Annotated in this window: 20 protein-coding genes; 9 read left to right on the forward strand and 11 right to left on the reverse strand. The window is 67.1% G+C overall.

All coding sequences use genetic code 11. The features are described from left to right. The first annotated feature begins 10 nt into the window (after nucleotides 1–10). On the forward strand, nucleotides 11–688 hold the full coding sequence (locus tag ACFC4D_RS09865; protein WP_375953036.1) for a hypothetical protein: 678 nt from the start codon (nucleotides 11–13) through the stop codon (nucleotides 686–688). Between the two features lie 201 nt (nucleotides 689–889). Here ACFC4D_RS09865 and ACFC4D_RS09870 read toward each other — a convergent pair whose 3' ends face one another. The 4 genes from ACFC4D_RS09870 to ACFC4D_RS09885 all read right to left on the reverse strand — a co-directional run bounded on the left by ACFC4D_RS09870 (nucleotide 890) and on the right by ACFC4D_RS09885 (nucleotide 9,824). Then, nucleotides 890–3,532 (reverse strand): LuxR C-terminal-related transcriptional regulator, encoded by a 2,643-nt coding sequence (locus ACFC4D_RS09870; RefSeq protein ID WP_376062419.1) that lies wholly within the window; start codon nucleotides 3,530–3,532, stop codon nucleotides 890–892. 90 nt (nucleotides 3,533–3,622) lie between these two features. Further along, nucleotides 3,623–4,579: an amidohydrolase family protein gene (locus ACFC4D_RS09875; protein ID WP_376062420.1), complete on the reverse strand. Its 957-nt coding sequence runs from the start codon at nucleotides 4,577–4,579 to the stop codon at nucleotides 3,623–3,625. A gap of 1,529 nt (nucleotides 4,580–6,108) precedes the next feature. After that, nucleotides 6,109–8,754 carry an AAA family ATPase gene (locus tag ACFC4D_RS09880; protein WP_376062421.1) on the reverse strand — a complete coding sequence of 882 codons (2,646 nt, stop codon included), beginning with the start codon at nucleotides 8,752–8,754 and terminating at the stop codon, nucleotides 6,109–6,111. A gap of 128 nt (nucleotides 8,755–8,882) precedes the next feature. Beyond that, nucleotides 8,883–9,824, reverse strand: a complete 942-nt coding sequence (locus tag ACFC4D_RS09885) for a DUF1254 domain-containing protein (protein WP_376062713.1) — start codon at nucleotides 9,822–9,824, stop codon at nucleotides 8,883–8,885. 318 nt (nucleotides 9,825–10,142) lie between these two features. On the opposite strand from ACFC4D_RS09885, the gene ACFC4D_RS09890 reads away from it, so the two are divergent. Then, the gene (locus ACFC4D_RS09890; protein WP_375953028.1) at nucleotides 10,143–10,316 is read left to right on the forward strand and encodes a CsbD family protein; all 174 of its coding nucleotides are present in this window, start codon (nucleotides 10,143–10,145) and stop codon (nucleotides 10,314–10,316) included. Between the two features lie 87 nt (nucleotides 10,317–10,403). Here the strand turns inward: ACFC4D_RS09890 and ACFC4D_RS09895 are convergent, their stop codons facing one another. Both ACFC4D_RS09895 and ACFC4D_RS09900 read right to left on the reverse strand, forming a co-directional pair. Next, complete coding sequence (locus ACFC4D_RS09895) at nucleotides 10,404–10,946, reverse strand: DoxX family protein (RefSeq protein WP_376062422.1); 543 nt, start codon at nucleotides 10,944–10,946, stop codon at nucleotides 10,404–10,406. A 27-nt stretch (nucleotides 10,947–10,973) separates the two neighbouring features. Continuing rightward, nucleotides 10,974–11,756 (reverse strand): dioxygenase, encoded by a 783-nt coding sequence (locus ACFC4D_RS09900; protein ID WP_376062423.1) that lies wholly within the window; start codon nucleotides 11,754–11,756, stop codon nucleotides 10,974–10,976. A gap of 92 nt (nucleotides 11,757–11,848) precedes the next feature. Here ACFC4D_RS09900 and ACFC4D_RS09905 point away from each other — a divergent pair, with 92 nt between their 5' ends. Further along, entirely contained in the window at nucleotides 11,849–12,304 is a 456-nt protein-coding gene (locus tag ACFC4D_RS09905; RefSeq protein ID WP_376062424.1) for a MarR family winged helix-turn-helix transcriptional regulator, read from the forward strand. Between the two features lie 10 nt (nucleotides 12,305–12,314). Here ACFC4D_RS09905 and ACFC4D_RS09910 read toward each other — a convergent pair whose 3' ends face one another. Further along, entirely contained in the window at nucleotides 12,315–13,376 is a 1,062-nt protein-coding gene (locus tag ACFC4D_RS09910) for an alpha/beta hydrolase (protein ID WP_375953021.1), read from the reverse strand. Between the two features lie 285 nt (nucleotides 13,377–13,661). Here ACFC4D_RS09910 and ACFC4D_RS09915 point away from each other — a divergent pair, with 285 nt between their 5' ends. Together ACFC4D_RS09915 and ACFC4D_RS09920 are read left to right on the forward strand one after the other, a co-directional pair. Continuing rightward, a complete protein-coding gene (locus ACFC4D_RS09915; protein ID WP_364635591.1) occupies nucleotides 13,662–13,904 on the forward strand; it encodes a hypothetical protein in 243 nt (80 codons plus the stop codon). 109 nt (nucleotides 13,905–14,013) lie between these two features. After that, nucleotides 14,014–14,829 carry an alpha/beta fold hydrolase gene (locus tag ACFC4D_RS09920; protein WP_376062425.1) on the forward strand — a complete coding sequence of 272 codons (816 nt, stop codon included), beginning with the start codon at nucleotides 14,014–14,016 and terminating at the stop codon, nucleotides 14,827–14,829. Here the strand turns inward: ACFC4D_RS09920 and ACFC4D_RS09925 are convergent. Continuing rightward, nucleotides 14,798–15,637, reverse strand: a complete 840-nt coding sequence (locus ACFC4D_RS09925) for a helix-turn-helix domain-containing protein (protein WP_375953017.1) — start codon at nucleotides 15,635–15,637, stop codon at nucleotides 14,798–14,800. The two genes, ACFC4D_RS09920 and ACFC4D_RS09925, sit on opposite strands and share 32 nt — an antisense overlap. A 402-nt stretch (nucleotides 15,638–16,039) precedes the next feature. On the opposite strand from ACFC4D_RS09925, the gene ACFC4D_RS09930 reads away from it, so the two are divergent. The 4 genes from ACFC4D_RS09930 (at nucleotide 16,040) to ACFC4D_RS09945 (ending at nucleotide 20,237) form a co-directional block, all read left to right on the forward strand. After that, a complete protein-coding gene (locus tag ACFC4D_RS09930) occupies nucleotides 16,040–16,648 on the forward strand; it encodes a DUF6907 domain-containing protein (RefSeq protein WP_376062426.1) in 609 nt (202 codons plus the stop codon). A 90-nt stretch (nucleotides 16,649–16,738) separates the two neighbouring features. Next, nucleotides 16,739–17,050, forward strand: a complete 312-nt coding sequence (locus ACFC4D_RS09935) for a hypothetical protein (RefSeq protein WP_375953015.1) — start codon at nucleotides 16,739–16,741, stop codon at nucleotides 17,048–17,050. Between the two features lie 90 nt (nucleotides 17,051–17,140). After that, nucleotides 17,141–18,745: an FMN-binding glutamate synthase family protein gene (locus ACFC4D_RS09940; RefSeq protein ID WP_376062427.1), complete on the forward strand. Its 1,605-nt coding sequence runs from the start codon at nucleotides 17,141–17,143 to the stop codon at nucleotides 18,743–18,745. A 22-nt stretch (nucleotides 18,746–18,767) separates the two neighbouring features. Next, nucleotides 18,768–20,237 (forward strand): hypothetical protein, encoded by a 1,470-nt coding sequence (locus ACFC4D_RS09945; RefSeq protein ID WP_376062428.1) that lies wholly within the window; start codon nucleotides 18,768–18,770, stop codon nucleotides 20,235–20,237. On the opposite strand, the gene ACFC4D_RS09950 is transcribed toward ACFC4D_RS09945, so the two are convergent. From ACFC4D_RS09950 to ACFC4D_RS09960, 3 genes are all read right to left on the reverse strand, one after another. Continuing rightward, on the reverse strand, nucleotides 20,228–20,683 hold the full coding sequence (locus ACFC4D_RS09950) for a hypothetical protein (RefSeq protein ID WP_376062429.1): 456 nt from the start codon (nucleotides 20,681–20,683) through the stop codon (nucleotides 20,228–20,230). The genes ACFC4D_RS09945 and ACFC4D_RS09950 overlap by 10 nt on opposite strands. An 81-nt stretch (nucleotides 20,684–20,764) precedes the next feature. Then, on the reverse strand, nucleotides 20,765–22,252 hold the full coding sequence (locus ACFC4D_RS09955; protein WP_376062430.1) for a DNA mismatch repair protein: 1,488 nt from the start codon (nucleotides 22,250–22,252) through the stop codon (nucleotides 20,765–20,767). Further along, nucleotides 22,249–23,763, reverse strand: a complete 1,515-nt coding sequence (locus ACFC4D_RS09960; RefSeq protein WP_375953005.1) for a DNA mismatch repair protein MutS — start codon at nucleotides 23,761–23,763, stop codon at nucleotides 22,249–22,251. Before ACFC4D_RS09960 ends, ACFC4D_RS09955 begins: the two co-directional genes overlap by 4 nt. Nucleotides 23,764–24,040: the final 277 nt, after the last annotated feature.

Here is a 24,040-nt window from a genome sequence, read left to right on the forward strand (position 1 = left end):
AGGAAATCGCGTGACTCAAACTGAGAACGAATCGCTGTCCTTCCCTCCGGTCGAGCCGCCACCCTTTCCGGAGCCCACCCCGCCGCCCGTCAAGGCCCCGATGTCGCGCCGAAAGCTCGCCGCACTCGCCGGGGTGCTGCCATTGAGCGCTGTCGCCGTCGGCTCGGCGTATTTCGTCGGAAATTCCGGTGATGACAATTCTTCCGCCCCCAAGCGCGCGACCGGTGCGGCGGTCAACAATGCCGGAGCCATTACGACGAGGTCCCAGCCCAACCCGGGGGTCGCGCCCGAGATCGCGAAAATCGGCAGTAGACATATCGCCGCCCTGCACGCCATTCATGTGCACCTCAAGAATATCGGCACCTACGATCCGAGATCGCTCGACGCCTATTTCGCCGGAGCCATCGCCGCGTCCACGGGGCCGTACCGTAAACAATTGCAGGAAACCAATACCGCCACCCGCGCGTATCTGCTCGCGAACAACAGCACCAGCGAAGTGGTCGACTTCAATTGCGGCCTGCGCGCGATCACCGACAATGTCGCCACGGCCGTGGGCTATATCAAACAGTCCACCACCACCGAGACCGCTCCCAATCCGGAAGTGGCGCTCACCGTCGCGGTCGTCACCGCCGAAGAACAACCCGACGGCCGCTGGCTCATCAGCGATATGCAACGAATCACGACGTGAGCCGGGAAGCGTGGACGTCACACACTCTCGTATAGGTCGCCGTATAGGTCATGACCTGGCGGTCGAGGTGGACCGCGGGCACCATGGCAATGTCGGTCGGTTCCCTGCAGTCCGAACGGCGCCAACGTGAGAGAGGGACCGTACTCCATCCCAGCACAACCGCCGCCGGAGGCGGTCCGTCTCTTACGTCAGAGCGGGAATTCAGAGCAGGCCCACCAGGCGCGCCCGCTCCACGGCATTGCCCCGGGTATTCGCATCGAGCTTGCTGTAGATACCGCGCAGATGCGTCTTGACCGTATTGATGGACACCCCGAGATCCGCGGCGATCTGCCCGGTGGTGCGTCCCGACGGAAGATGTTTCAGGACAGTCGTTTCCGATGCGGTGAGCGGCGGAAGCGCCGCATCGCGCACGGCGGCCGGATGATGGCGCAGCCGTTCGGCGAAATCGTCCAGGCGGCCGAAACGCCCCGCGTAGATATCCAATAGCCCGATGGCCTCGGGCACATCGAGCCACGGTGAGATCAGTGCGTCGGGCTCCGATATCCGCAGCGCCGACTCCAGCGCCTCCGCCGCCTTGGTGGGCATGCCGAGTTTGTGCACGACGGCCGCGTAACGCAGCCACGCGGACAGTTCCGTCACCGAGTACAGCTGTTCGGTGCCGTGCAGCAGTGGCTCCAACAGTGCGCGGGCCGAGCGCGGTTTATGCGCCGCGTCGGCGAGCATCGCCTGGAGCAGGATCACCTCGGCGGTGTCGCCGAGCACCGCCTGCGCGCGATCCGCCAGTTCCTGCGCCGGGCGCACCTCGCGCAATTGCAGCAGCGAACGCACCACCGCCGGAAGCTGCACACCCTGATTGCCCGCGGGCAGCGGATCCGAAGCCAGCAGTCGCAGCAGTCCGGCCCGGACCCGATGCACGGCGAGGTATTTGTCCGGCGCGACGCGGCTCAGCAGGAACTCGCAGGCGACCACCGTGGGCAGGCCGGTGGCGGGCATACCCGAGCGCTCCGGTTCGGACCACTGCTCCAGAATGTCGGCAATCGGCTCGGCATCGAAGGATTCGCCCTGCACATACCGGGTCAGCGCCGCCACGAGCAGCATTCGATGGGTGTCGGGGAAATCTCGCAGCTCATGGTCGAACGCATAGCGAATCGCGACCTCGGAACGGGCGCGCGCGGCACCGATGGCACCGGTGTACACCGAGGCGACCGCCAGCCGGGCCAGCGATCGCAGTACCAGGCGATGCCTGCCGGTGCGCTCTGCCAGGGTGATGCCCGAGCGCAAGAGTGCCTCACCGCGTTCGATTCGGCCGTGCAGCAGCATGGCGCTCGCCGCCTGGACCGCGAGATAGCAGTCGATATCGAGGTTGCCGGTGGCGGGCAGCTCGATGCGCGCGTCCACGTCGTCCACTTGCGCGCCCGAACTCAGCACCGCGTCGATGGTCACCGCGGAACCGAGGGCGTCCAGCCAATGTATCGGCGCGAGTGAGGGTTTCGTCATGGGCTGGGCGCGAATCAGTTCCAGGTAGGCCAGCGCCGCCCGATCCTGGCCGCTGGTCACCGCGTCGATGGCCCGCAGCCGCCAGACGAAGGGATCATCGGCGACGGCGGAGCCGGATCGGTCGAGCGCATCGAACAATCGCGGGCCGGAACCGTCGAAAACGATGCCGATACCGTTGTCGCGCAAGAAGTCCCGCAGCGGTTCCGGATCGGGCAGGGCCAGCAGCTGCGGTAGCGCGGCGGCCGGTGTGCCCGCCTCGATGAGCGCTCGCGCGGTGCGCAGCCGCAATTCCGACAGTGCGGCATCACCGCGACGGCGGGCCCGCGTCAACAGGTACGCACGCACCAGGGGGTGGTGAACGAACCACAGCGCACCGCCTTCGGAATGCCGAGTGAGGGGAAATCCGGTGCGCTGCAACTCATCCAGCATGTCATGGGTGCGCGTATCGGAGAGTTCGTCGGCGAGTTGTTCGGTGAACCGCTCGGGCACGCCGGTGCCGATGAGGAATTCGAGCACGGTCTCGGGGAGAGGGCGCAGCACCTCGCCGACCACGAAATCCACCACCGCCGGGGCGGGACGGGCCAGCAGCGCCAGCGATGCGGCGCGATCGCGCGCACCGCCCGCCACCACCTGTGCGGCGATCCGGACCAGCGCGGTCCAGCCCTCGGTGAGTTCCATGACCGTATCCAATTCCGGTTCGGTCAGGGTGCAGCCGTGCCTGGTGAACAGTTGTCCCGCTTGGGATCTGGTCAAAGCCAGATGCCATCGGCGAATGCGGGTGAGTCTCCCCTCCACATGCAGGGTGTGCCAGCGCAGCGGCGGTTCGTACCGTCCGGACAGCACGATGGTCAGGGTGCGCGGTGCGTGCCGGATCAGATATTCGACGGCGACCAGAACGAACGAATCGGTGATCAGATGCGCGTCGTCGACCACCAGTAGCGCCGGGGTGTCACGTTCGCCGAGCGCTTCGATCAGATGTGCGGCGAAGGTGACACCCGGCGGCGGCGGGGGAGTGCCGAGCGCCTCGCACAGCGCCCGGGTGACCACGGGCCAGCGGCTGCGATCGCGGTCGAAGGCCGCGGTAATGGTCAGCCACGCCACCGCGGTCTCGGGGGCGCGTGCGCGAACGCGCTGTTCGATCCAGTCCAGCAACAGCACAGTTTTCCCGGATCCGGCGGGTGCGTTGAGCACCACCACGCGGGCTCCCGGCTGCGGCGGCCCGGTGTCGAGGCGGTCGAAGAGTTCGGACCGGGTGATCGGATCGCAGGTGAGCGTGGGTGGACGGTAGGGCGCAGAGCGTTCGAGTACCGATTGCGGACAAACAGATGTTCGTTGTGAAGTCGTCACCGAATCCTCCGGCTCGAGTGCAGAGACATCACAACCGCCACTGGCGACGTTACCGCAAACATTTATTGATCAATCGACCGATGAGGTACGTCACACCCGGGCGGACCGGTCCGGCGCGAATATTCGCTCGGCGTTCCCTTCCAGAATCGCCCGTGCGTCCGCGGCCGCGATACTCGGATCGGAGATGTAATCGATCGCGCGCACGAAGATCTTGTCATTCTCGTACGGGAAATCGGTGCCCAGGATCAGGCGGTCCGCACCGAAGGATTCGATGGCGGCCTTCAGCGCGGGCAGATGACCGTGCCCGACCGTGTCGTACCACATCCGGCGCGCCAGCACGCTGGGCGCTTCGGGCGTCTGCGGCGCCTCCCACAGGTACTGATTGTCGGCCCGCTGCAACAGCATCGGCAGTGCGCCGCCCAGATGTGAGTTGATGATTCTGATATTCGGATAGCGCAGCGGAAAACCGGTGGTGATCAATTGCATGACGCTGATGGTGTCCTCGATCGGCGCACCCGCCATCCAGGTGAGGTGGTAATCGCGAATCAGCGGCGAGCACGCGCTGTTACCGGCCGGATGCAGATACAGCACGGTCCCGCGCCGATCGAGTTCGGCGAATACCGGCGCGAATTCGGGATCCACCAGCGCGCGATCGAGCACCGTGGTGTTCATGGCCACGCCCACCATGCCCAAATCGTCCAGTGCCCGGCCTATTTCGGCGATGGACTCGCTGATATGCGGCAGCGGTGCGGACGCGAAGGCCAGGAATCGATCCGGATGCGCGGCCACCACCCCGGCGTACTGGTCGTTCACGAATCTCGCTGCGGTGACGGCTTTTTCGCGATCCGTCCCGTAGGGGTTCTGCGGTGCGGTGGACAGCACCTGCATATCGACACCGGCCCGGTCCATCAGCAGCAGCCGGGCCTCGAGTTCCGCGCCGCCGCCCGCGCCCATACCGCGCTGGGTATCGGTATCGGTCTTGCCCAGGTCCACCAGCAGGTCCAGATAGTCATCGGTCCAAAAATGCGCGTGCACATCGATTCGCATGCAATCCTCCTGTTCCGATTCCCGATCGGTCCTGCGCGCATACCCGTCGTATCCGAGCGGTGTCCGATCGACTGATCCCAGCCTAGGAGCGGTGCGGGCGGCCGCACGCCACCCATCGAGGGTGAACAAGGCCCGGATATCGCATCGGCCGGTGCCCGCACGCGGTGCGGGCCTGTTCACCCGAAATGCGTGAGGCGCGGATACGCACTCGATTCGTAGCGTGCGATCAGGCTCGATCACCGTGGTCGACGCGTTCCGGGAGGAAGGTCGCCATGACCGCTGGCAGGAGATATCGGCTGGAGGTCCTCACGCTGTGCCTCGCCGCCGGCGTCGCGGGGCTGGCGGTGACGGTGCCGATCGATTTCCGCTGGCTGGCGCGCGGGTCGGCGCTGGACCTGCAGATGCTGGTGTTCAGCACACCGCGTGCGACGGCGACCGCGGCCCTCGCGGCGGTCGGGGTGGCGGCGCTGTGCACCGCGATCACCATTCGCACGGTCTGGCTGCTCGCCTGGTTCTGCGGTCTGCTGCTCCTGCTCACCCACCTGGTGGCGCACCGGGTGACCTTCGGATTGGCGACCTTCGGTTTCGTGGACGCGATCGTGAGCGGCGCGCTGCTGGGCGCGCTGGTCGTACTGTCCGCGGGGCGGCGTGCGGCGCTGGCGGGCACGCTGCTCGGTGCGCTGTCCGGCATCGTGACCGGGAATCGAATCACCGTGCCGGGCAGTGGAGTTCAATCGCACGAGGTGGTGCGGTGGGCGCTGATCGATCCACCGCCCTTCCTGCTGATCGTGGTCACGGTGGGATTGCTCGGCGGCTGTGCGTGGCTGAACCGGGACGCGGATGCCGTTCCGGTGGTGGAGATTCCGCTGCGCCCGGTGGGCGCGGTGCTGGTGCTGGTCATCGCATCGCTGCTGCGATCGGAATGGCTGGCGGCCCAGGAGGATTGGGCGGCGCGGATAATCGGCGGCAGTGTGCTGATCGTGATCGCGACCTCGGTCGCGGCACTGCTGTTACCGGGCCGCGACGGTGTGCTGATCGCGCTCGCGGTGGCGTTCACCGCCGCGGGCGGGGCGGTGGGCCTGGGGCTGCGGCCGGGCTGGATGATTCCGCTGCTGGTTATCGCGGTGGCGGCGGGCCTGGCCGCGGGAATGCGCTGGCCACGCCCACTGCTCGCGGTGTTGGCCACCATCGCATTGGCGGTGTTCGAAGCTCTCACCGTGGCGCCGGATGGATCCGCGTCACTGTCGGCGGTCGGTGCCGCCGCGGTCGCGACGGTCGGCGGCTACTGTTTCGGAGTCATAGTGCCGCAGGAGCTTTCGAGCATGGCAGTGGCGTTGGTGACGTTGATCGCTCCCGCGCTCGTTGCCGTGGTGACCAGCAGGCGCTACGACCATGCGGGCCTGTCGAAAGTGTGGACGCACAGCCCGCCGGACGAGTCCTGGGTGCCGGGCTGGATCGCGGTCGCGGTCACCGTCGCCTGCGGATCGCTGACAGTGACGTTGGCGCACACCCGCGCCCGGCAGCATCGGTCAGGGTATGAGGCGGAAGCCGTTCTCGAAATCGACGTTCACCAGATCCCCGCGCCCGCCCAGTCCCAGCTTCGAGAAGATATGCGAGAGATGGTTTCCCACGGTCCGGGGACTGATCAACAGCCGCGCGGCGATCTCCCGGTTGGTGAGCCCGGTGGCCGCCAGCCGGGCCACCTGCAATTCCTGAGCGGTCAGCACGGTGGCGGGATCGGAGTCCGAGCGAACGGCGCCCACGGTGGTGCGATCACCGGCCATGACGATTTCGCGCTCGGCGCGCTCGGCCCACGGCCGCGCACCCAGCCGTTCGAAGGTGTTGTGCGCCAGATGTAATTGCTCCAGCGCCGCCCGGCGGCGGCGCATTCGGCGCAGCCATTCCCCGAACTGCAGTTGGATACGGGCATAGGTGAACGGTCGCTGAGTGGGCGCGATGCGCAGCGCCTCCAGGAACAGCGCCTCGGCCTCCGCATCGGTGGCCAGCAGCGCGCGCACCCGGGCGGCGTCCGCCGATGCCCATGCGGCAGTGGTGAGTTCGGCGTGCGCGGTGAGAATCTCCAGGTATTCGCGGGCGGGCTCGAAACGGCCGAGCCGCACGGCGGCCTCGGCGGCATCGGCCGCGCTCAGCACGACGATGGTGGACTGATGCGCGAAATGCTCCGGGGCGCGGATGGTTCGGAGTAGTTCGAAGGCATCGTCGGGCCGTCCGGCGCCCAGCGCGGCGAGCGCTCGGCACCAGTACGCGTCCGCGGCGAGCGGATGGAATCGGATCGGGCGCGCGAAAGCCAGCGCCCGATCGGTGAGGTCGAGCGCGGTCGCCTCGTCACCGCGCAGCGCCGCTATGAAACCCATTGCGACATAACAGTATGCGGGCGTCTGACGGCCGCCGAAGTCCTCGGAGAGCCGCAGCCCCTCGATGGCGTTCGCGATGGCGTCATCCCAGCGGCCGACCGTGATCTCGAGCATCGCCTGCTGGCCGAGTGAGTAGCCGAGCCAGGTGACCGGTCCCTCGGTGCGCATTCGTTCGATACTTTCCCGATACAGGCGCAATGCGTGGGCTTCGCCTCCGACGGCGATCGCGACCTCGGCGATCGGCAACCGGGACGGCGGCAGGTCGGTGCCGCTGTCCACCGTGCGCGCGGCGATCGCGCCGAGCTGGGACGCGGTGAGCGGATCGCTCAGCGCCCAGCTCGCGCGCAGCGCCAAATGCCGGAGTTCATCGGCGAAGCGTGGTTCGGCGGATTCGGCGTCGCGCAACAGCAATCGGCGCGCCCGCGCGGTATCGCCCTGCCCCAGTTCGAACAGTCCGGTCAGGCCACCGCCCGCCGCCCCGACCACATCGGCCCCGGCTCGATCCTCGGCCGCCTCGAGCAGTTCGCGCGCCGATTCGGTGTCACCGCCGTCCCAGGCCGCGCGCGCCGCCCGGGCCAGCCGGTGCGCGGCCGCGGCCGTATCGGGTGAGAGCGCGGCGGCCCGGCGATAGATCCGCGCCGCCGCCAGTGCGCCGCCACGGCCCCAGGCCCGCTCGGCGGCATCGTCCAGCATCGCGGCGATGGTCTCGTCCGGTTCGGTGGCGGTCGCCGCCACATGCCAGTCATGTCGCTCGCGGTCGGTATCGGCGTACACCCGGGCCAGTGCGGCGTGCACGGTGCGCCGCAGTTCCGGATCCGCGCTGTCGTACACCGCCGCGCGAATCAGCGGGTGGTCCACCGTTATTCGGCCGTCGGCGGGCCGCAGCAGCTCGGAATTCAGTGCGGCGGAGAAGTTTTCGGCGGTGACGCCGAGCAGTTCGGCCGCATGCGCGACGGTGCGGGCGTCCGCGCCGTCATCGGCGGCCGCGATGAGCGCGATGATCCGTTCGCTCTCGGGCAGTTCGCGTAGCCGCGCGTCGAATGAGGCCCGCAGGCGTGGACCGAGCGCGATATGGGAACTCGCCGCCGGGCTCAGCGTCACTCCCGCGTCGCGGCTCAGTTCCATCAGCGCGAGCGGGTTTCCGTCGGTGAGCCGAACCAGTGTACTGGTGCGCGCCCGGCTCAATCTCGGGTTGTGTTCGGCGACAAGCTGTTCGGCACTCGCACTGTCCAGGCCCCGGATCGGCAGGACGGGGGTCGGCTCACCGGTCTCGCTGTAGGTTCCCGGATGTGCCGCGACGAGCATGGCGATCGGTTCCTCCGCGATGCGCCGCGAGACGAATCGAAGACAGTTCCGGCTCGGCTGGTCGAGTAGCTGCAGATCGTCGATGACCACCAGGACGGGCCGGTCCCCGGCCAGTTCGGAGAGCAGTGTCAGCACCGCGACGCCCAGCAGTAGCCGGTCTCCGCTGTGCCCGCCCAATCCCAGCGCACCCCGCAGTACCGTCGCCTGCGCGCTCGGCAGCTCATCGATTCGATCGAGTATCGGCCACAGCAGTTGATGCAGTCCGGCGAAGGCCAGCTCGGTCTCACTCGGCACGCCGCGGCAGGTCAGCACCCGGAAGTCGGCGGCCTGTGCGGTCGCGTAGCGCAGGAGGGTGGTCTTACCGATCCCGGGCTCGCCCACCAGGATCATCGCCGATCCCTTCCCGTCCCGGGCCAGCGACAACACCCGATCCAGTTCCTCGCGTTCGCGTTCGCGCCCGTACAGGCGCGCTGCGGAACCAGTGTGCTGCGGCATCGGAGAGGAATGCTCCCTTCGCGATCGATCGACGCTGAACCGGGGCTGCCGTCGCAGCTTATCCGGGCCACCCGTGGGCAACTTGTTGAACGATATCGTCCAACAAATTCAAGATCGTATCCGATCGGCTATCGCACGGGTGTGGGCTGGGGAAATGTCCACTGCCCGTTGAGTATCGAGGGCTCCGGCTCATAGAGTCGGACCATGTAGTTCCATCCCGGCATGATCGGCAGGCAATTGCCGGGTCGCGCGTCGCAACCGCCGAAACGGATGTCGACCGAGCCGTCCGGATTGGTCGCGGCGGTGACATTGTTGATCGAATAGGCGTTCAGCGGGTTGGCTTGGAAGTAGCCCTCGGCGTTGTACAGGCTGATCGACCAGAATCCTTTCACCGGAACGTCTTTCACGTGCAGGGTGTAGTCCGTCGCGCCGTCGTTCCCGGCCGGGGTGACCGTGAGGTACACCGCGTCCCGCAGCGGATTGCCGCCCCAGGCGGAGGCCGCGCCGATGAGGTGCTGGATCGGGTCGACCTCATCCCTCGGGCCGAACGCGCCATTGGTGTTCGGCAGGGTCCCCGCCAGGGTCAGCAGGGCATCGCGCACGACCTTCTGGCTCACCGGATCCCACTGCGGAATCTCGAATGTGCCGGGGCCGGTGGGCTGTCCGACCTTGATCGCGTCCTGTAACCGGTGCACGGTGTCCAGATCGGCGGGACTGTTCGGGTCGACGAAGGTGCGCACGGCGAGCATGAGATAGCGGGTGCCGATCTCGTCCCGGTCGAAGGTGTAGCTGCCGGATTTGTACACCACCTGGTGGGTGTACTCGTCCTCGTCGAGGACCTGCATGGCCATATATCGCGTACCGGAATCGGGCAGGGTGACCGTGACCGGACCGGCGTCGAGATCGAACACCGCCGAGGAGTACAGCGTGTCCCGGTTGGGACGCACGACCGTCTGGCCGTCGATCGGCATCAGCTCGCGATTGTGGTGAAATCGCCCGAATCCGCCCGACTCGACACTGCGCGAGAATTCCATATCTGTTTCGGCGCGTACGAAGTTCTCCGGCGTCACCGTCAGTGGCTGCCCGAGCGGATAGTTCGGCGCGGCTGCCGCCGAGGATGGCGAACCGGAGGATGTCGCGGTGCCGTCCGGCGATTTCCCGGAGCCGCCGCAGGCGGTCACCGCGACCAGTACGGCGGCGGCCAGGCCGGAGATCATCATGAGTTTCTTCACGACTGCGAGCGTGGCATCGCTCCAGGTCAGGCGGCTCACCCACAGCGGGTGATCTGTCCCGCGCGGGCCTCGCCCGTTTCGTCACCGAATAGCCGGGTAGGTCCGTTTCGGGTCGATTCCCGGCTCACCGAGTTCGCTCGATGGAAGGAATGACACATGAGTGCCACCGACAAGGCCAAGAACAAGGCTGAGGAAATCGCCGGTAAGGCCAAGGAGAAGCTCGGTCAGGTGACCGGCGATCGCGAACAGGAGCGCGAGGGTAAGACCGACCAGGTCAAGTCCGACTTCAAGGACGCGGGCGAGAAGGTCAAGGACGCTTTCAAGCACTGACCCGGGGCCCGTCCCGAAATCCGTGTTGCCCGGACCCCGAAGGTGTCCGGGCACTGCGGTTTTCGGGATAGCCGTGATCGCGATGTCCTAGGTGCGGATGAGCAGCACCAGGCCCGCGGACACGACCGCCAGCACCAGTGCGGCCAGGCCGTAGGCCAGGCGCGGTGTGCGGAGTGCGGGCAGGTACCGGTCCAGCGCGTAAGCGCCCGGACCGGTGAGGGTCAGCGTGGCCGCCGCCGCGGTCAGCAGCAGTTCGTATTCCACGCCCTTGGGCGCGAAGAACCCGCCACCCCATTTGACCGCGAGCGCATTGAGCAGCGTGCCGACCACGGCCGCACCCGCGAGTGGGGTCAGCAGGCCCAGCGCCAAGCCCAGACCGCCGAAAGTCTCGGTGAGACCGGCGATTACGGCCATGGTGCGCGCGGCGGGGTAACCGCTCGAATCGAAGAAGGCCGCGGTGCCGTCGATACCGCCACCGCTGAACCAGCCGAACAGTTTCTGCGTACCGTGCGCGGCCATGGTCAACCCGACCACCAGGCGCAGCACCAGCAGTCCCGGGTCGTAGGGTGCGGTGCGGGTGGTGTCGACGCCGATCGCGGCGGGTTTGGTCAGCGCGGAAATCGTGGACATGAGAACGCCTTTCGCGGAGGGCCGGGATCAGCCGAGTTGGATGGAGCGACGCGCCATGCCGAACCAGTAACCGTCGATGACGGTGCGGACGGTGCCCAGATCGGACTCGCCGGCCCCGAGGGCGACGAACAGCGGCGCGAAGTGTTCGGTGCGCGGATGCGCGAGTTTGGCTCCCGGTGCGGTGTGCCGGAAGTTCAGGAGTGCGTCGATATCGTTGGCGGCCAGCGCTTCCCGGCCCCACTGGTCGAATTCGACGGTGAAGGAATAGGCGTGTTCGTCATCGCCGGTCATGGCGCGCAGATTGTGGGTGAAGAATCCGCTGCCCACGATGAGCACACCCTGTGCGCGCAGCGGTGCGAGCTTGCGGCCCACCTCGAGTAGCGCCCGCGGATCCAGGGTCGGGATCGACAGTTGCAGGATCGGCACGTCGGCGTCCGGATACATCTCCTTGAGCGGCACATAGGCCCCGTGATCCAGCCCGCGATCCGGGAAATCCTGCACGGTCGTACCGGGGCCGCTCAGCAATGCGCGCACTTCGGCCGCGAGTTCGGGCGCGCCCGGTGCGGCGTAGGTGACGTCGTAATAACGCTTTTCGAAGCCGCCGAAGTCGTACACCAGCGGGGTCACGGTGGTGGCCCCCAGCGCGATCGGCGCGGTCTCCCAGTGCGCGGACACCACCAGCACCGCGCGCGGCCGGGGCAGTGCACCCGCCCAGGCGGCCAATTCGCCGGGCCAGCGCGGATGGTCCGCCAAAGGCGGCGCTCCGTGCGAGAGGTACAGCACGGGCATCGCCCGATCCTCGCCTGTCATCGCGTTCTCCTCCGCCGGTGATGTTCAAATTTGAACAACTAGCACGCTAGCAGGCTGTTCAAATTTGAACAACCGGGGCTATGCTGGCGGTTGTGCACGATCCACAGTGGTTGAACGATCGCGAGATGCGGACCTGGCAGAGCTTCCTGGCGGCCGGGGCGCTGGTGGGGCGCGAGGTGGAACGACACCTCAAACAGGAGGGTTTCTCGCACACCCAGTACGAGGTGCTGGTCCGGCTGGCCGAGGCCCCCGGCGGTGCGGTGCGCATGACCGAACTCGCCGATGCCCTCTACACCTCCAAGAGCGGCCTGAACTATCAGGTCACGCTCTTGGAGAAGGCCGGTCTGGTGCGGCGCGAGAACTGCCCCACCGATGTGCGCGGGGTGCTCGCGGTGCTGACCGACGCGGGCCGGGAACGGCTGGCCGAGATCGCGCCCGGTCATGTCGACACGGTGCGCCGGGCGCTGATCGACGTGCTCACGCCCGCGCAGCAGCGGGCCATCGCCGATGGCCTGGGTGAGGTCGGCAACCGCCTCGCCGGGTCCTAGCCCGGGCGTTCTAGCCGATGCTGGCGGACAGGTCCGGGATCATCCGGTACGCCTCGTCCTGCCAGTTGTTCCAGGCGTGAATGCCGAAGGCGGGGAACGAGTACGAGACATTGCCCGCGCCCAGCGAAGCCATGCGGACCTGGAAGGCGCGAGTGTTGGCCAGTGCCAGCGCTTCCAGCGCCATACCGTTCACGGTGCCCATATTCGGGCCGTCCATGGCGGTGGGCCGCCCGCTCGCCGCGGCCACGTAGACCCGGGTGTTATTGGCGACCAGCTGCGGTGCGAAGACGAACGGATCCATCCGCAGCCACTGCGGTCCCCACGGCGGAGCCATCGAATCGACGTTGTAGCCACCGGCATCGATCATGGCCAGTCGAATGGCCTCGCGCATACCGGGCGCGGAGATATTGAGGTAGCCGGAGTACGAACCGGCGAAGCTGAACTGATCCGGGTGGTAGGCGGCCAGCGTGAGGGCCGCGCTGCCGCCCATGGACAGGCCGAAGATGCCATTGCGATTGGGGTTGAAACCCAGTCGATCGCGCAGTGCCCAGCGCAGATCATTGGTCAGGAAGGTCTCCCAGGTATAGCGGTAGCTCTTACCCGGACCACCCGACAGGGCATCGGTCGCACCGGAGCCGGTATTGGCCGAGCCGGTGCCCGCGGGGATACCCAGGAATTCGCTGGGTGCGTTCCAGTCGGTGTAGAAACTCGATTGACCACCCACGGGCATGACCACGTTGATGTTCCACGATGCCAGCGTCTCCGCGACATTGGTCTCGATTTCCCAGCCGTTCAGACCTTCGCCCGCGCGCATACCGTCGAGGGCGTAGACCACACGATTGGTATTGCCGTCCGCGGCGCGCAGCACGCGAGTCTTGATGGGGCCCATCGAGGGTGAGTCCACCCAGAAGTCGAACGCGGCGGGATTGAACGCCGCCGACGCTTTCGCGCCACTGCCCAAAACGGTTGTCCCCAAGGGGATGAGCAGCGCCAATGCCAGAAACAGCGCTGTTCGCCGGATCGGGCCGCCGCGTCTTTCGGTCGAATTCGTTCTACCGCGAATCGATCTCATCGATCGGGTCCTCTCGCTCGAGCGGTCATGGTGACCGCAGGGCCATTCGGATCCGGTCCCCGCACCGGGCGCGGAGCGAGCGCGGCGCCGGAGGCAGTTTCCGTCACCACGCTCGCTCGAACACCTATCGTCATGCGGCACGGAAACGTTGCTAAATAGTTGCTTAAAGTTTGTGTGACGCAGCGCACGTGGCGATCGGACGAATCGGGCAGGGTGCCGCGGCACATCACGTACCGCGCGGTACGCAAGTGGTACGTGCGCACCGTTCTGTGATCGCATGTGCGAGTGGGAGACGAGATCACACCCTCCGCCGGGTCTCTGGACGGAACCGAAACGGGTAGTTGGCGTTTCAGCCCCGGCGGGCGCGTCGATGATTTCGGCACGTACCGATTCGTCTGTCCGGTGCCCGGCTGTCCCTGGTTCCACGACGAGAACACCACGCAGGCGAATCCGGGCTGGCGCGATCGGGTCGGGGCCGCCGTCGACGCGCATATCGCCGCACTGCATCCACACTGGATCATCGAGTGATTCGACTTGAGCCACTGCGGCTTTCGCATTCCGCCGCGCTCGCGATCCACCTCTGCACAGAGTGTGCCCGGGCCGCGACAAGCACGCACCGCCCGGCTACGCTACGGCCATGCCGTACGTAAGTACCGATGGTGCCCGTATCTTCTACACCGATTCCGGTGGTCAGGACCGGCCGGCCGTGGTGCTGGGTCACGGGTTCTTCATGGACCTGTCGATGTTCGCGCCGCAGGCCGAGTACCTGGAGGCGCGCGGATTCCGGGTGCTGTGCTGGGACGCGCGCGGCCACGGTGCGACCGACTCGGACCCCGAGCAGTCCTTCACCTACTGGGATTCGGCGCGCGATATGTTCGCCGTGATGGACGCCGCGGGCGTCGAGCACGCCGTACTCGGTGGCATGTCGCAGGGCGGGTACGCGGTGCTGCGCGCCGCACTGCTGGCTCCCGAACGCGTCGACGCGCTGCTGCTGTTCGACACCGAGGCCAGTGATTCCCCGGAGGAGCAGCGGGAGGAGTATCGCGGCCTGTTCGCCGCGTGGACCAATCCCGAGGTGCCGATCGGCCAGCTGTCCGAGGGGCTGGCCGGTCAGCTCATCGGCGGTACCGTGGTCGATCAGTCGCCGTGGCGCTACAAGTGGGCCGCGAGCGACCGCACCGCGATCCGCGCCGCCGCGCAGACCCTGATCGAACGCGAGTCACTGCTCGACCGGCTTTCCGAGATCACCTGTCCCGCACTGGTTCTGCGCGGTGAGCACGATGGTTCCAGCACCGCGGAGAAGTCCGCGGCGCTGGCGGCCGGACTGCCCGCCTCGGGTCCGGTGGTGACCATTCCCGATGCCGGGCACGCCGCCAACTGGACCGCGCCCGACCTGGTCAACGACGCGCTGGGGGAGTTCCTCACTCGGTTAACAAGCTCGCCGGTCCGTTGAACGGCTGCCGGATGCCGATGAACCATTGAAATGGCGCGTCGACACCCGGCACATCGGTAATCCGGACGCGCACGCTGTACGGCTCCAGCGTGTCCGGATCGCGCAGATGCATGAGCGGTTGATGCCGTTCGAAATCCACCCGCTCGGCCAGGTACATGGCCCGGAACTCCTCGCACGAGCTGAGCTGGGCGAGCAGTTCCATCGCCCATTCGGGATCCTGGTAGCGGCCCATATGCCAGCGGAACCAGTTCACCGTCAGGCGCGCCTCGTCCTCCCATTCGAGCATCACCCGGCGTGATTCGGGCACCAGGAAGAACCACACCAGGATATTGACCACATCCAGCAGCCGGGGATATGCGCGATCGTAGGTTTCATTGACCCACAGCACATTCCAGCGCTCGTCGATATAACCGGACAGGTGCGGCATGAGATCGTCCGCGGCGGCGCGCAGATCATCGGTGATCAGGGTGAGCATGGCGGTGACGGGCATCGGGTCGTGCGTGCGCGGACCGGGGGTTTTGGGGGCCGCGAGATTGTGCATGTGCTGTCGTTCGGCCGGGGTGAGTTCCAGTGCGCGGGCGATCGCGTCCACGACCTCGGGGCTGGGTGACACCTTCTCGCGCTGCTCGATCTGGGCGATATAGCTGGCGCTGACATCGCAGCGGGCGGCCAGAGCGGGGCGGCTGAGCCCCCGCGGATGTTCGGGCGGTCGCGGAAAGGTGCGGTGGGTTCGGACGAAGTCGGCAAGATTGGGGGCCAGCAGCTGGTCGGCTATGAATCCCCCCGGCGCGGAGTGGCCAGCATTCACGATCAGGACACTACCCGTTGGGCGGCCCCTCGACCGAGCGACCATCTGTTCCGGTTCACGAACCTCGCCCCGAAAGTTCGAATCTCGTTCGCCGCTCGGTGCCGCCCCGCGGCCATACCCGGCACCACCCTCTGGTCAGAGGTACCTCTTGTCAGCGTGTCTCACACACCTTTACCGGCGCGATCTCCCGTGATGGGATTGCCTGCGGTCGCGATCTCTGATCGAGGCCGAAGTGAAGGGCAATTGCACTGCAGTACAGCACATTTCGCTAGTGCCTCGGCTGTGTCGCACCTCACAGTTCGCCCGCCCGGCGCCGTGCGGGAGTTCCGGCGCGAGGGCTGCGCGAAGGGGGCGCAGTCCTCGCGAACGGGCCGTGCTGCGGCTGATCCGGGGGCCGAGAAGATGACCGTTGTTCTACCTTGTCCGGCATGGTGCGTCGAGCACGAGGATCCGGACCCGTTCGACCCCTACGACGGCGGACGGCACGGCGGACAGGAAATGTCGGTGCTGGTCGGCCCGCAACCGCGCCCGGTATTGCCCGCGGTCTTCGTACAGCTGAACGCGCACGACTGTGACGGTCTGCGGCACAACTGGATCGATCTGGTCGCCCCCACCCGCGCACATGCCGAACTCACCGAGGATCAGGCGGTCCGGGTCGCCGATACGCTCATCGCGGTGGCCGATCTCTGGGACTATCGGGTGCTGCCCGATACGCTGCTGCTTGCCGATGAGTGCCCGCCCTGGTGTGTGCAGCATGACGGCGCCCTTGAACAGGATCCGCTGGTGGAGCTGTCGCATCACGGCCGGGCGGCCTCGATTCCGGTCGAGGGTCCGCATCGCTGGAACGCCGAGATTCGAATCCGCCTGTGTGCCAGGGATACTCGTCTCGGCAGGCGGATCGTGATCGCACTGGTCATTCAGGATGACGAACCCACCGAGGTCACCGCGACGGAGGCCCGCCGCATCGCCGCGGCCCTGCTCAACGCGAGCGATGAGATCTGCGTGCTCTGATCGGGCCCGCCCGCCCCAATGAAACGGTGGTGATTCCTCCGGTTATCGTCGAGGTGTTCGGATGGACAGCTCGGAGATGGAGGTAGTCAAATGGCTCGAATTCCCGCGGTACCAACGTCGTTGCTCGCGGCAGGCAGTCTGGTGGGCGGCTTCGCGCTCGCGCAGGCCACGAAACAGCGGCAACTCGGCGGCGTGGTCTTCGCCGCGGGTACCGCCGCCGCGATTCCGCAGTGGCGCAAGACGATCGGCGTCGGCGGCGCGGCCGCGCTGACCGGCCTGTCGATCGGGGCGATGGGCGCCTCGCATCCGCTGGCCAAGAAGATCGGCGCCTGGCCGTCGGTGGCGGTGGTATCGAGCGCGGTCGCGCTGACCGCCTGGGCCGCGGTGGATCGCAAAGCCTGATCCGGTTCCGCCCGGCGGTTTCGGCGGCCCGCTCACAGCAATGCTCGCTACGCTGCCGGAGTACGCCAGCCCAGCGATCCGAGGACGGTCATGCTCCGATTTTTCCTGATCGGGTTTCTCGCCACGGCCGTCCTCGCGGTCGGCGTGGCCGCCGCCATCGGCTCCTGGGCCTGGTACGTCCTGCTGGTGATCCTGGTGGCGCTGCTCGTGGTGGGCGTCTACGACGTGATCCAGACGCGGCATTCGATCCTGCGCAACTATCCGGTGCTCGGGCATATGCGCTATCTGCTGGAGAGTCTGCGGCCGGAATTGCAGCAGTACTTCATCGAGCGCAATTACGACGGCCGCCCGTACGACCGCGATGTGCGGACCATGATCTACGAGCGCGCGAAGGGCATCAACGGTGAGCTGTCCTTCGGCACCGAACGCGATGTCGAAGCGGTCGGCTACGAATACCTGGTGCACTCCATCGCCCCGGTGCCCCAGCCCGCCGAGCCGCCGCGGGTGCTGATCGGCGGTCCGGACTGCACGCGGCCGTATTCCATGGCGCTGCTGAATGTTTCGGCCATGAGCTTCGGCGCGCTGTCGGCCAATGCGCTGCGCGCGCTGAATCGCGGTGCGGCACTGGGTGGTTTCGCGCATGACACCGGGGAGGGCGGGCTCACGCCCTATCACTTGGACGGCGGCGGCGACCTGGTCTGGGAGATCGGCTCCGGCTATTTCGGAACCCGTACCGGCGATGGACATTTCGATCCCGCGCGCTTCAAGGACCGGGTCGCGCACGAGCGGATCAAAGCGGTGTCGATCAAACTCAGCCAGGGTGCGAAGCCGGGTCTGGGCGGTGTGCTGCCCGCGGCCAAGGTGACCCCGGAGATCGCCGAATTCCGCGGCGTGCCCGTACACGAGAAATGCGTCAGCCCCGCCGCGCATTCGGCCTTCTCGACCCCGCGCGAACTGATCCGCTTCATCGCCGGATTGCGGGAGCTCTCCGACGGTAAGCCGATCGGCTTCAAACTCTGCGTCGGCTCGCGCGTGGAAGTGCTCGCGCTGTGCAAGGCCATGCTCGCCGAGCGCAGCACACCCGATTTCATCATTATCGACGGCGCCGAAGGCGGCACGGCCGCAGCGCCTTTGGAGTACGAGGACCATATCGGGCTGCCGCTCACCGACGGCCTGATGATCATGCACAACGCACTGGTCGGCGCCGGGCTGCGCGATCGAATCAAACTCGGTGCGAGCGGCAAGATCGCGCTCGGCAATGACATCGTCAAACGGCTCATCCAGGGCGCGGACTTCACCATGGCCGCGCGCGCCATGATGATGGCGGTCGGCTGCATCCAGGCCCAGCGCTGTCACACCAATGAATGCCCGGTAGGCGTGGCGACCCAGGATCCGCGCCGCGCCCGCGCCCTCGACGTCGCGGACAAGAGCGAGCGGGTGTTCCACTATCAGCGGGCCACCACCATGCAGGCCGCGCAGATCATGGCCTCGCTCGGCGTCTCGGAGATCGCGCAACTGACCCCGCATCTGCTGCGCAAGCGCATCTCACCGACCGAACAGCGCTCCTACGCGGAGCTTTACGAATGGCTCACCCCGAACCAGCTGCTCGAGGAGCCGCCCGCGACCTGGGTGCTGGACTGGGTGGCCGCGGATCCGGATTCGTTCCGCCCGCAATTCGCTGGCCTGGATCGGTAGCCGGGCATGTCATTCTGAGCGGATGGCCGCCGAACACGATCGGACCCGAACGTTCGACCTGCTCGCCCGGGCCGGGGACGCCGATGCCCCGGCCTCGGAACGGGCCGATGCCCTCCAGGCGCTGGCCGCGCTCGAGGACTATCGCGCCATCGAGCCGCTGACCGCCATGGTGCTCGATACCCAAGTGCCCGAACCGATTCGGACGCGGGCCTCCGATGTGGTCGTCGCCTACGAGGACGTCTCCACCCCCGCGCTCCGCCGAACCTGGTGGGGGAGTGGCGATCCGATCGTCATGCGGCACGCGCTGGGCCTGATGGGCCGTACCGAGGCCGATCTGCTCATCCCGGTCGCCGCCGATGACTCGCATCCGCTCCAGCGCGACGCCCTGGCCGCGATGAGCTTCGGTTTCGGTGAGCCCGAATTCATGCCGGTGCTGATTCGCGCCCTCGATCATCGCGATCGCGACATCCGCGCGGTGGCGGCGGAAACGCTGCTCTGGGACGAGCCCGTCGCCGCCGAGGAGGGGTTGCTCGCGGCGGCCCGGGATCGTTCGGCCGAACTGGCGGCGGTAGCCGTCAACACCCTGCGCTACTACCCGACCCGGCGGGTGCTGCGCGCCGTCGCCGAACTCCGGGATTCCGATGACGCGGGGGTCCGCGCCGCGGCGCTCGAGACATTCGAGGATCTGCGTGCCCAGTTCGAATCGTCCGTTCACACCGCGGGCGCGAAAGAGGCTGTCGCACTGCACGAGTGGGTGCGGCCGGTGACCGATCTGCTGCGTCCGCCGCGGCCGGAACACACGCCGCATCCGGCCACGCCCCCGCAACCACCCGCGGAGTTATCGGAGCAGGCGGTGACCGCGATCCTCGGCACTCCGGATCAGGATTGGCTGGAGATGACCGCAACCCTGCGCCGAATCGACTGGGGCGTTTACGATTCCGGCGCACGAGCGCGGCTGACCGAGCGGTTGGCGGCGCACCCCGATCCACTCGTGCGGGAGTGCGCGTGCGCGGTGCTGGTCGGCTGGTCCGATCCCGGCACACTGCTGAAACTCACCGCGGATCCCAGTTTCACGGTCCGCAAGGCCGCCATGTACTCGCTGGTCCTGCTGCCGGTCGACGCCCGAATCGCCACCACCGCATGGGAATACCTCGCGACGGCCACCGGAACGGCGGCCTATGAGGCATTGCGCACCTATGCCGCGCACGCGCCCGCGCCGGAGGCGATCGATCGCCTGGTCGAACTGGCCCGCACCGACCCCCGGGAAGTGATCGGCCACACCGCCATTCACACGCTGGGCGAACTCGAGGCCGCGGATGCCATTCGCGCACTCGTTCCGCTCCTGCACGAGCAGCCGGGCATCACCTGGTCGACGCATATCGCCCTGTTGAACGAACTCGGCGACCTCGGTGCCCCCGTCAAACCGCCCGCCTATCTGGCCACGGTCGACAATCTGGATCTGGCCTGCGCCCTGGCCGAATATCAGAACTGACCGGCGATGAATCCGGCGAACAGCACCCCGAATCCGCCGACCTCGCCGATGATCAGCGCGATCATCGAGACATTGGTGCCGATCTTGCCGGTCTGACCGTGGAACTGGTTGGTGGTGTCCCGCAGCAGGCCGTGCACGATATAGGCGGCGATGGCGGCGACGAAGAAGATCAGCACCACGATATCGGCGGTCAGATTCACCGCGGTCGGCCAGCTGCTGAGTTCGGTGAAGACCGCGAGCAGCAGGGTGGCGAAGGAGTAGAGCAGGGTAGCGCGGTGCGCGATATCGACGTATACATGCGCGGTCGCGTCCGGGGAGGTGCGGATCTGCTCGTACTTCCAGACCCCGAGCAGCAGCGCCAGCAGGAACAGCAGCCCGGCGGCGGCCAGGGTGATGCGGGTGTCGATACCCAGTTCGAACGCCGTCGCCAGCTCGCTCGTGTTCATGACTCTCCTCGTATCGCCCGCACCGTCGATCGCGAATGTAACCGGTTTCGGATGCCGGGAAAAGCCATTGGTTAACGGCGTTTAGTCGCTCTCGAGGTCCGCCGGGCCGAAGACGCCCCGGAAAATATCCGCGCCGTGACTGGTCGGTTCGGGCGGACCGGCGGTCAGCCGATAGGTGCGCCTGCCCTCGGCATCGCGCCGGGCGCGCAGGAACAGATCGGTGCCGTGCGCGGCGAGATGGCGGCGGTGTGCGAACTCGTACAGGTGGGTGACCAGGATGATCTTGACGCCGGAATCGAGCAGTGCGGAGATGATCGGATCGGCGATGGCGGCCGCGTCCCGCTCATTGGTGGAGGCGAAGGGTTCATTGCACAGCAGCAGCGCGCCCGGGGTGAGGGCGTCGATGATCTCGCCCATGCGGGACAGCTCCTCGTCGAGGCGGCCGTGCGTCATGGTCGGATCCTCGGCGCGCACGAAATGCGAGAAGATGCCCTCGCGGACATCGGCGCGAAAAGTCTTGGCGGTGACGAACATTCCGGCCTGCATCAGCAATTGCGCGGTCCCGGCGCTGCGCAGGAAGGTCGATTTACCGCCGCTGTTGGCTCCGGTGACGACCACCAGGGTCGAGCCGTCCGCGTCGATGTCATTGCCGATCACCTCGGACGTGTTCAGGCACAGCACCGCATCACGCAAATCCGTGGCGCGCATGAGGTTCGCACCCGCCGCGACCGGTTCCGGGAAGCAGACGGGCGCACCGGACCGGGTCAGTCGCTCGTGCAGATTCACCCCGCCGAGATAGAAGGCCAGTTCGGTGCGCAGCTGCCGGAAGAAGTCCTGCACATTGTCGGTGACCCGGGAGATCACCTCGGCGACGCCGTCCAGCGGCGGTTCGATGACCGCCCGCAGCGGATCGCCGTCATGGAATTCGAAATTGTCGAAGGCCTCGAACACGGTCCCGGAACGGCGGCCCAGCCGCAGCCGTTTGGCGGCGGCCGGCGGCTCGTGCAGCATGATCCGATCGGCCTTGTTGCCGGTGCCCAGTGCCGCGCTGAAATGGATGCCGTGCTCGAAATACAGTGCGGCCACATGCTGTTCGAGACGCGCGAGATAGTCCTCGTCCAATTGCTCGGCCAGTACCCGCCGCAAGCGCCGCAGCCCGTCCGAGGTGCAGGATGCGGCGTATTTTTCCAGTGTCTGCCGCAGCTGCCGCAGGTGGCCGATCAACGCCTCCAGCGGTTGCAGCGCCAGCCCAAGTTTGCCGCGCGGTTCGCGGGTGCGCCCGGTGGTCCAGCGCCGCACCGTGGTCGCGGCGGCGGTCACCGCGTAGAGGGCGCGCGGCAGATCGGGATCGGCGCAGCAGTCCGCGAGCACGCCCTGCCGGTGCCGGATGATCGCGCAATCGGTGAGGCCCACGGGCACAACGGTTTTCACGACCTGGGCGATGAATTCGTCCCCGGCCGCCATGGCCGCGTAGAGCTCGTCCAGGCCGAGATCATCGGTGAGTGCCGCACCATTGCGCGCACCGTGCACGATCGCGCCGGGCGGATGCAGCAGGCCGATCGGGATCATCGAATCCTCGCGCGAATCTCGTGGTAGGTCAGTCCGTGTCGCTGTGCGACCGCCGCCGCGTAGGCCAGGCCGTCGGGCAGGCGGCGTTCGATTCGGAAGGTGCGCACCGGATCATCGCCGGATTCCACGCCCGCGACCATGCTGACCACCTCCGGCCGGACGGTGGCGAGTTCGTCCAGGAAGGTCACGTACACCGCCACCGCACCGCGTTCGATGATGCGCCCGACCACGTCCGCGCCGATCGCCACGGCATCGGAAGCGGTGGTGGTACTGAAGCTTTCGTTCAGCACGACCACACTGCGCGCGGTGAGCCGGTCCAGGATATCGCGCATGCGGGTGAGCTCCTGCGCCAGCGCGCCGTGCGGATCCTCGATATCGTCCGCGCGGATGAAATGCGTGAACACGTTGTCCGGCAGCATGGTTCGCGCGCGCGTCCCGGGAATCGGGCAGCCGAGCGCGGCCAGATACAGCGACTGCCCGACCATGCGGGCGAATGTGCTCTTCCCGCCCTGATTGGGGCCGGTGACCGCGAGCACGCGCTCGCGGCCGTCGAGCCGAAAACCATTGCGCACCACGGTCGCCTGCCGTTTGGCGAGGGCGAAGCCGAGGGCCGCGTCGAAACCGTCCACCACCTCGATTCCGGCGAACTCGGCCGTGACCTCCGGATAGCAGAACGGCATACCGCGGGCGCGCAGCCCGCGCACCAGGCGCAGATAGTCGAGGTAGAAGCGCACCTCGGCGTCGAATCGCGCGATGACCGGATCGATGAAATCCCGATACCGCTCGGCATGGCGGCCCAGCCGTTCGAAGACGGCCGGATGCTGATCGATGACGGCCGCGATTACCTGCTCCTCGACCTCGTTCATATCCGGCCACGGATCCACCGCGGGCGGCCGGGCAGGATCACCCTCGGGCCGGAAGCGCGCGAAGGCCGCCGCGATGGTCTCGCTGAAATCGGGCTGGCCGCCGTACCGGTCGATGACCAGCTGGCGGCCGGTCACCTGCACCGAATAGCGCACGGCATCGAGCTCCGCGCGCACTCCCGCCCCGTCCTCGGCGAAGCCGCGGAACGAATCGAGATCGACGTAGCCGGACAGCCACGCCGCCCATTCCCGCAATCCGGTCGAGTGCAGCGGCAGTCCCCGCAGCGCGATGCTCATCCCGCGCACCGTGCGGCAGTACACCGCTTCGGCGTCGATCTGCCAGCGATTGCGCTGCTGCGGATGGGTCAGCCGTCCCGCGCGCTCCAGATGGGCGCGCACCGAACGCATTCCGTCGACGAAGGCTTCGAATACCGAACGGACCGCGTCATCCTCGAGATCACCGAAGACCCGCTGCCGGAATTCGACCAGTGCGATATCGCGGAGCGGCCGGTACTGTGCGGCCCGGTGTTCCGCGCCGCCGGTGGCCGCGAAGACCTGATCGAGATTCAGATCGGTGAGCGTCGTATCCTCGGCCGTCTCCGGCCCGGCAGCATCGGCATGGCCCCACAGAATGCTGCCGAAGTCCATCGATTCGCACTCCTGTCAGGCCGTATCGTGACGGCGGTGCCGCCCCCCGGTGTCCGGTTCGATGCTGATGCGCGGTAATTCGGTGGTGGTTTCGCCATCGCCGCGAAGGCGCGAGCAGAATTCCTCGACGCTCCCGTATCTGGAGAGCACCTCGCTCAGCAACTGATGTGTATTCGTCACTGCCACTGTTGTTTTCGCCACCTCTGATCGGATGAGCTACCGAGCAATAACCGCACAGCTTGTGGACCGTCGATCACTGTAGTGGCGGGGACACGAG

This window comes from Nocardia sp. NPDC056000 (genome assembly GCF_042269265.1).
GTDB lineage: Bacteria > Actinomycetota > Actinomycetes > Mycobacteriales > Mycobacteriaceae > Nocardia.

Excerpts from the sequence above, each read along its gene's own strand:
- ACFC4D_RS09940 (WP_376062427.1), top strand. The coding sequence starts at position 17,141 with ATGCTCCGATTTTTCCTGATCGGGTTTCTCGCCACGGCCGTCCTCGCG.
- ACFC4D_RS09880 (WP_376062421.1), bottom strand. The coding sequence starts at position 8,754 with ATGCCGCAGCACACTGGTTCCGCAGCGCGCCTGTACGGGCGCGAACGC.
- ACFC4D_RS09955 (WP_376062430.1), bottom strand. The coding sequence starts at position 22,252 with ATGATCCCGATCGGCCTGCTGCATCCGCCCGGCGCGATCGTGCACGGT.
- ACFC4D_RS09910 (WP_375953021.1), bottom strand. The coding sequence starts at position 13,376 with ATGAGATCGATTCGCGGTAGAACGAATTCGACCGAAAGACGCGGCGGC.
- ACFC4D_RS09950 (WP_376062429.1), bottom strand. The coding sequence starts at position 20,683 with ATGAACACGAGCGAGCTGGCGACGGCGTTCGAACTGGGTATCGACACC.
- ACFC4D_RS09935 (WP_375953015.1), top strand. The coding sequence starts at position 16,739 with ATGGCTCGAATTCCCGCGGTACCAACGTCGTTGCTCGCGGCAGGCAGT.
- ACFC4D_RS09895 (WP_376062422.1), bottom strand. The coding sequence starts at position 10,946 with ATGTCCACGATTTCCGCGCTGACCAAACCCGCCGCGATCGGCGTCGAC.
- ACFC4D_RS09900 (WP_376062423.1), bottom strand. The coding sequence starts at position 11,756 with ATGACAGGCGAGGATCGGGCGATGCCCGTGCTGTACCTCTCGCACGGA.
- ACFC4D_RS09920 (WP_376062425.1), top strand. The coding sequence starts at position 14,014 with ATGCCGTACGTAAGTACCGATGGTGCCCGTATCTTCTACACCGATTCC.
- ACFC4D_RS09890 (WP_375953028.1), top strand. The coding sequence starts at position 10,143 with ATGAGTGCCACCGACAAGGCCAAGAACAAGGCTGAGGAAATCGCCGGT.
- ACFC4D_RS09960 (WP_375953005.1), bottom strand. The coding sequence starts at position 23,763 with ATGGACTTCGGCAGCATTCTGTGGGGCCATGCCGATGCTGCCGGGCCG.
- ACFC4D_RS09945 (WP_376062428.1), top strand. The coding sequence starts at position 18,768 with ATGGCCGCCGAACACGATCGGACCCGAACGTTCGACCTGCTCGCCCGG.
- ACFC4D_RS09875 (WP_376062420.1), bottom strand. The coding sequence starts at position 4,579 with ATGCGAATCGATGTGCACGCGCATTTTTGGACCGATGACTATCTGGAC.
- ACFC4D_RS09930 (WP_376062426.1), top strand. The coding sequence starts at position 16,040 with ATGACCGTTGTTCTACCTTGTCCGGCATGGTGCGTCGAGCACGAGGAT.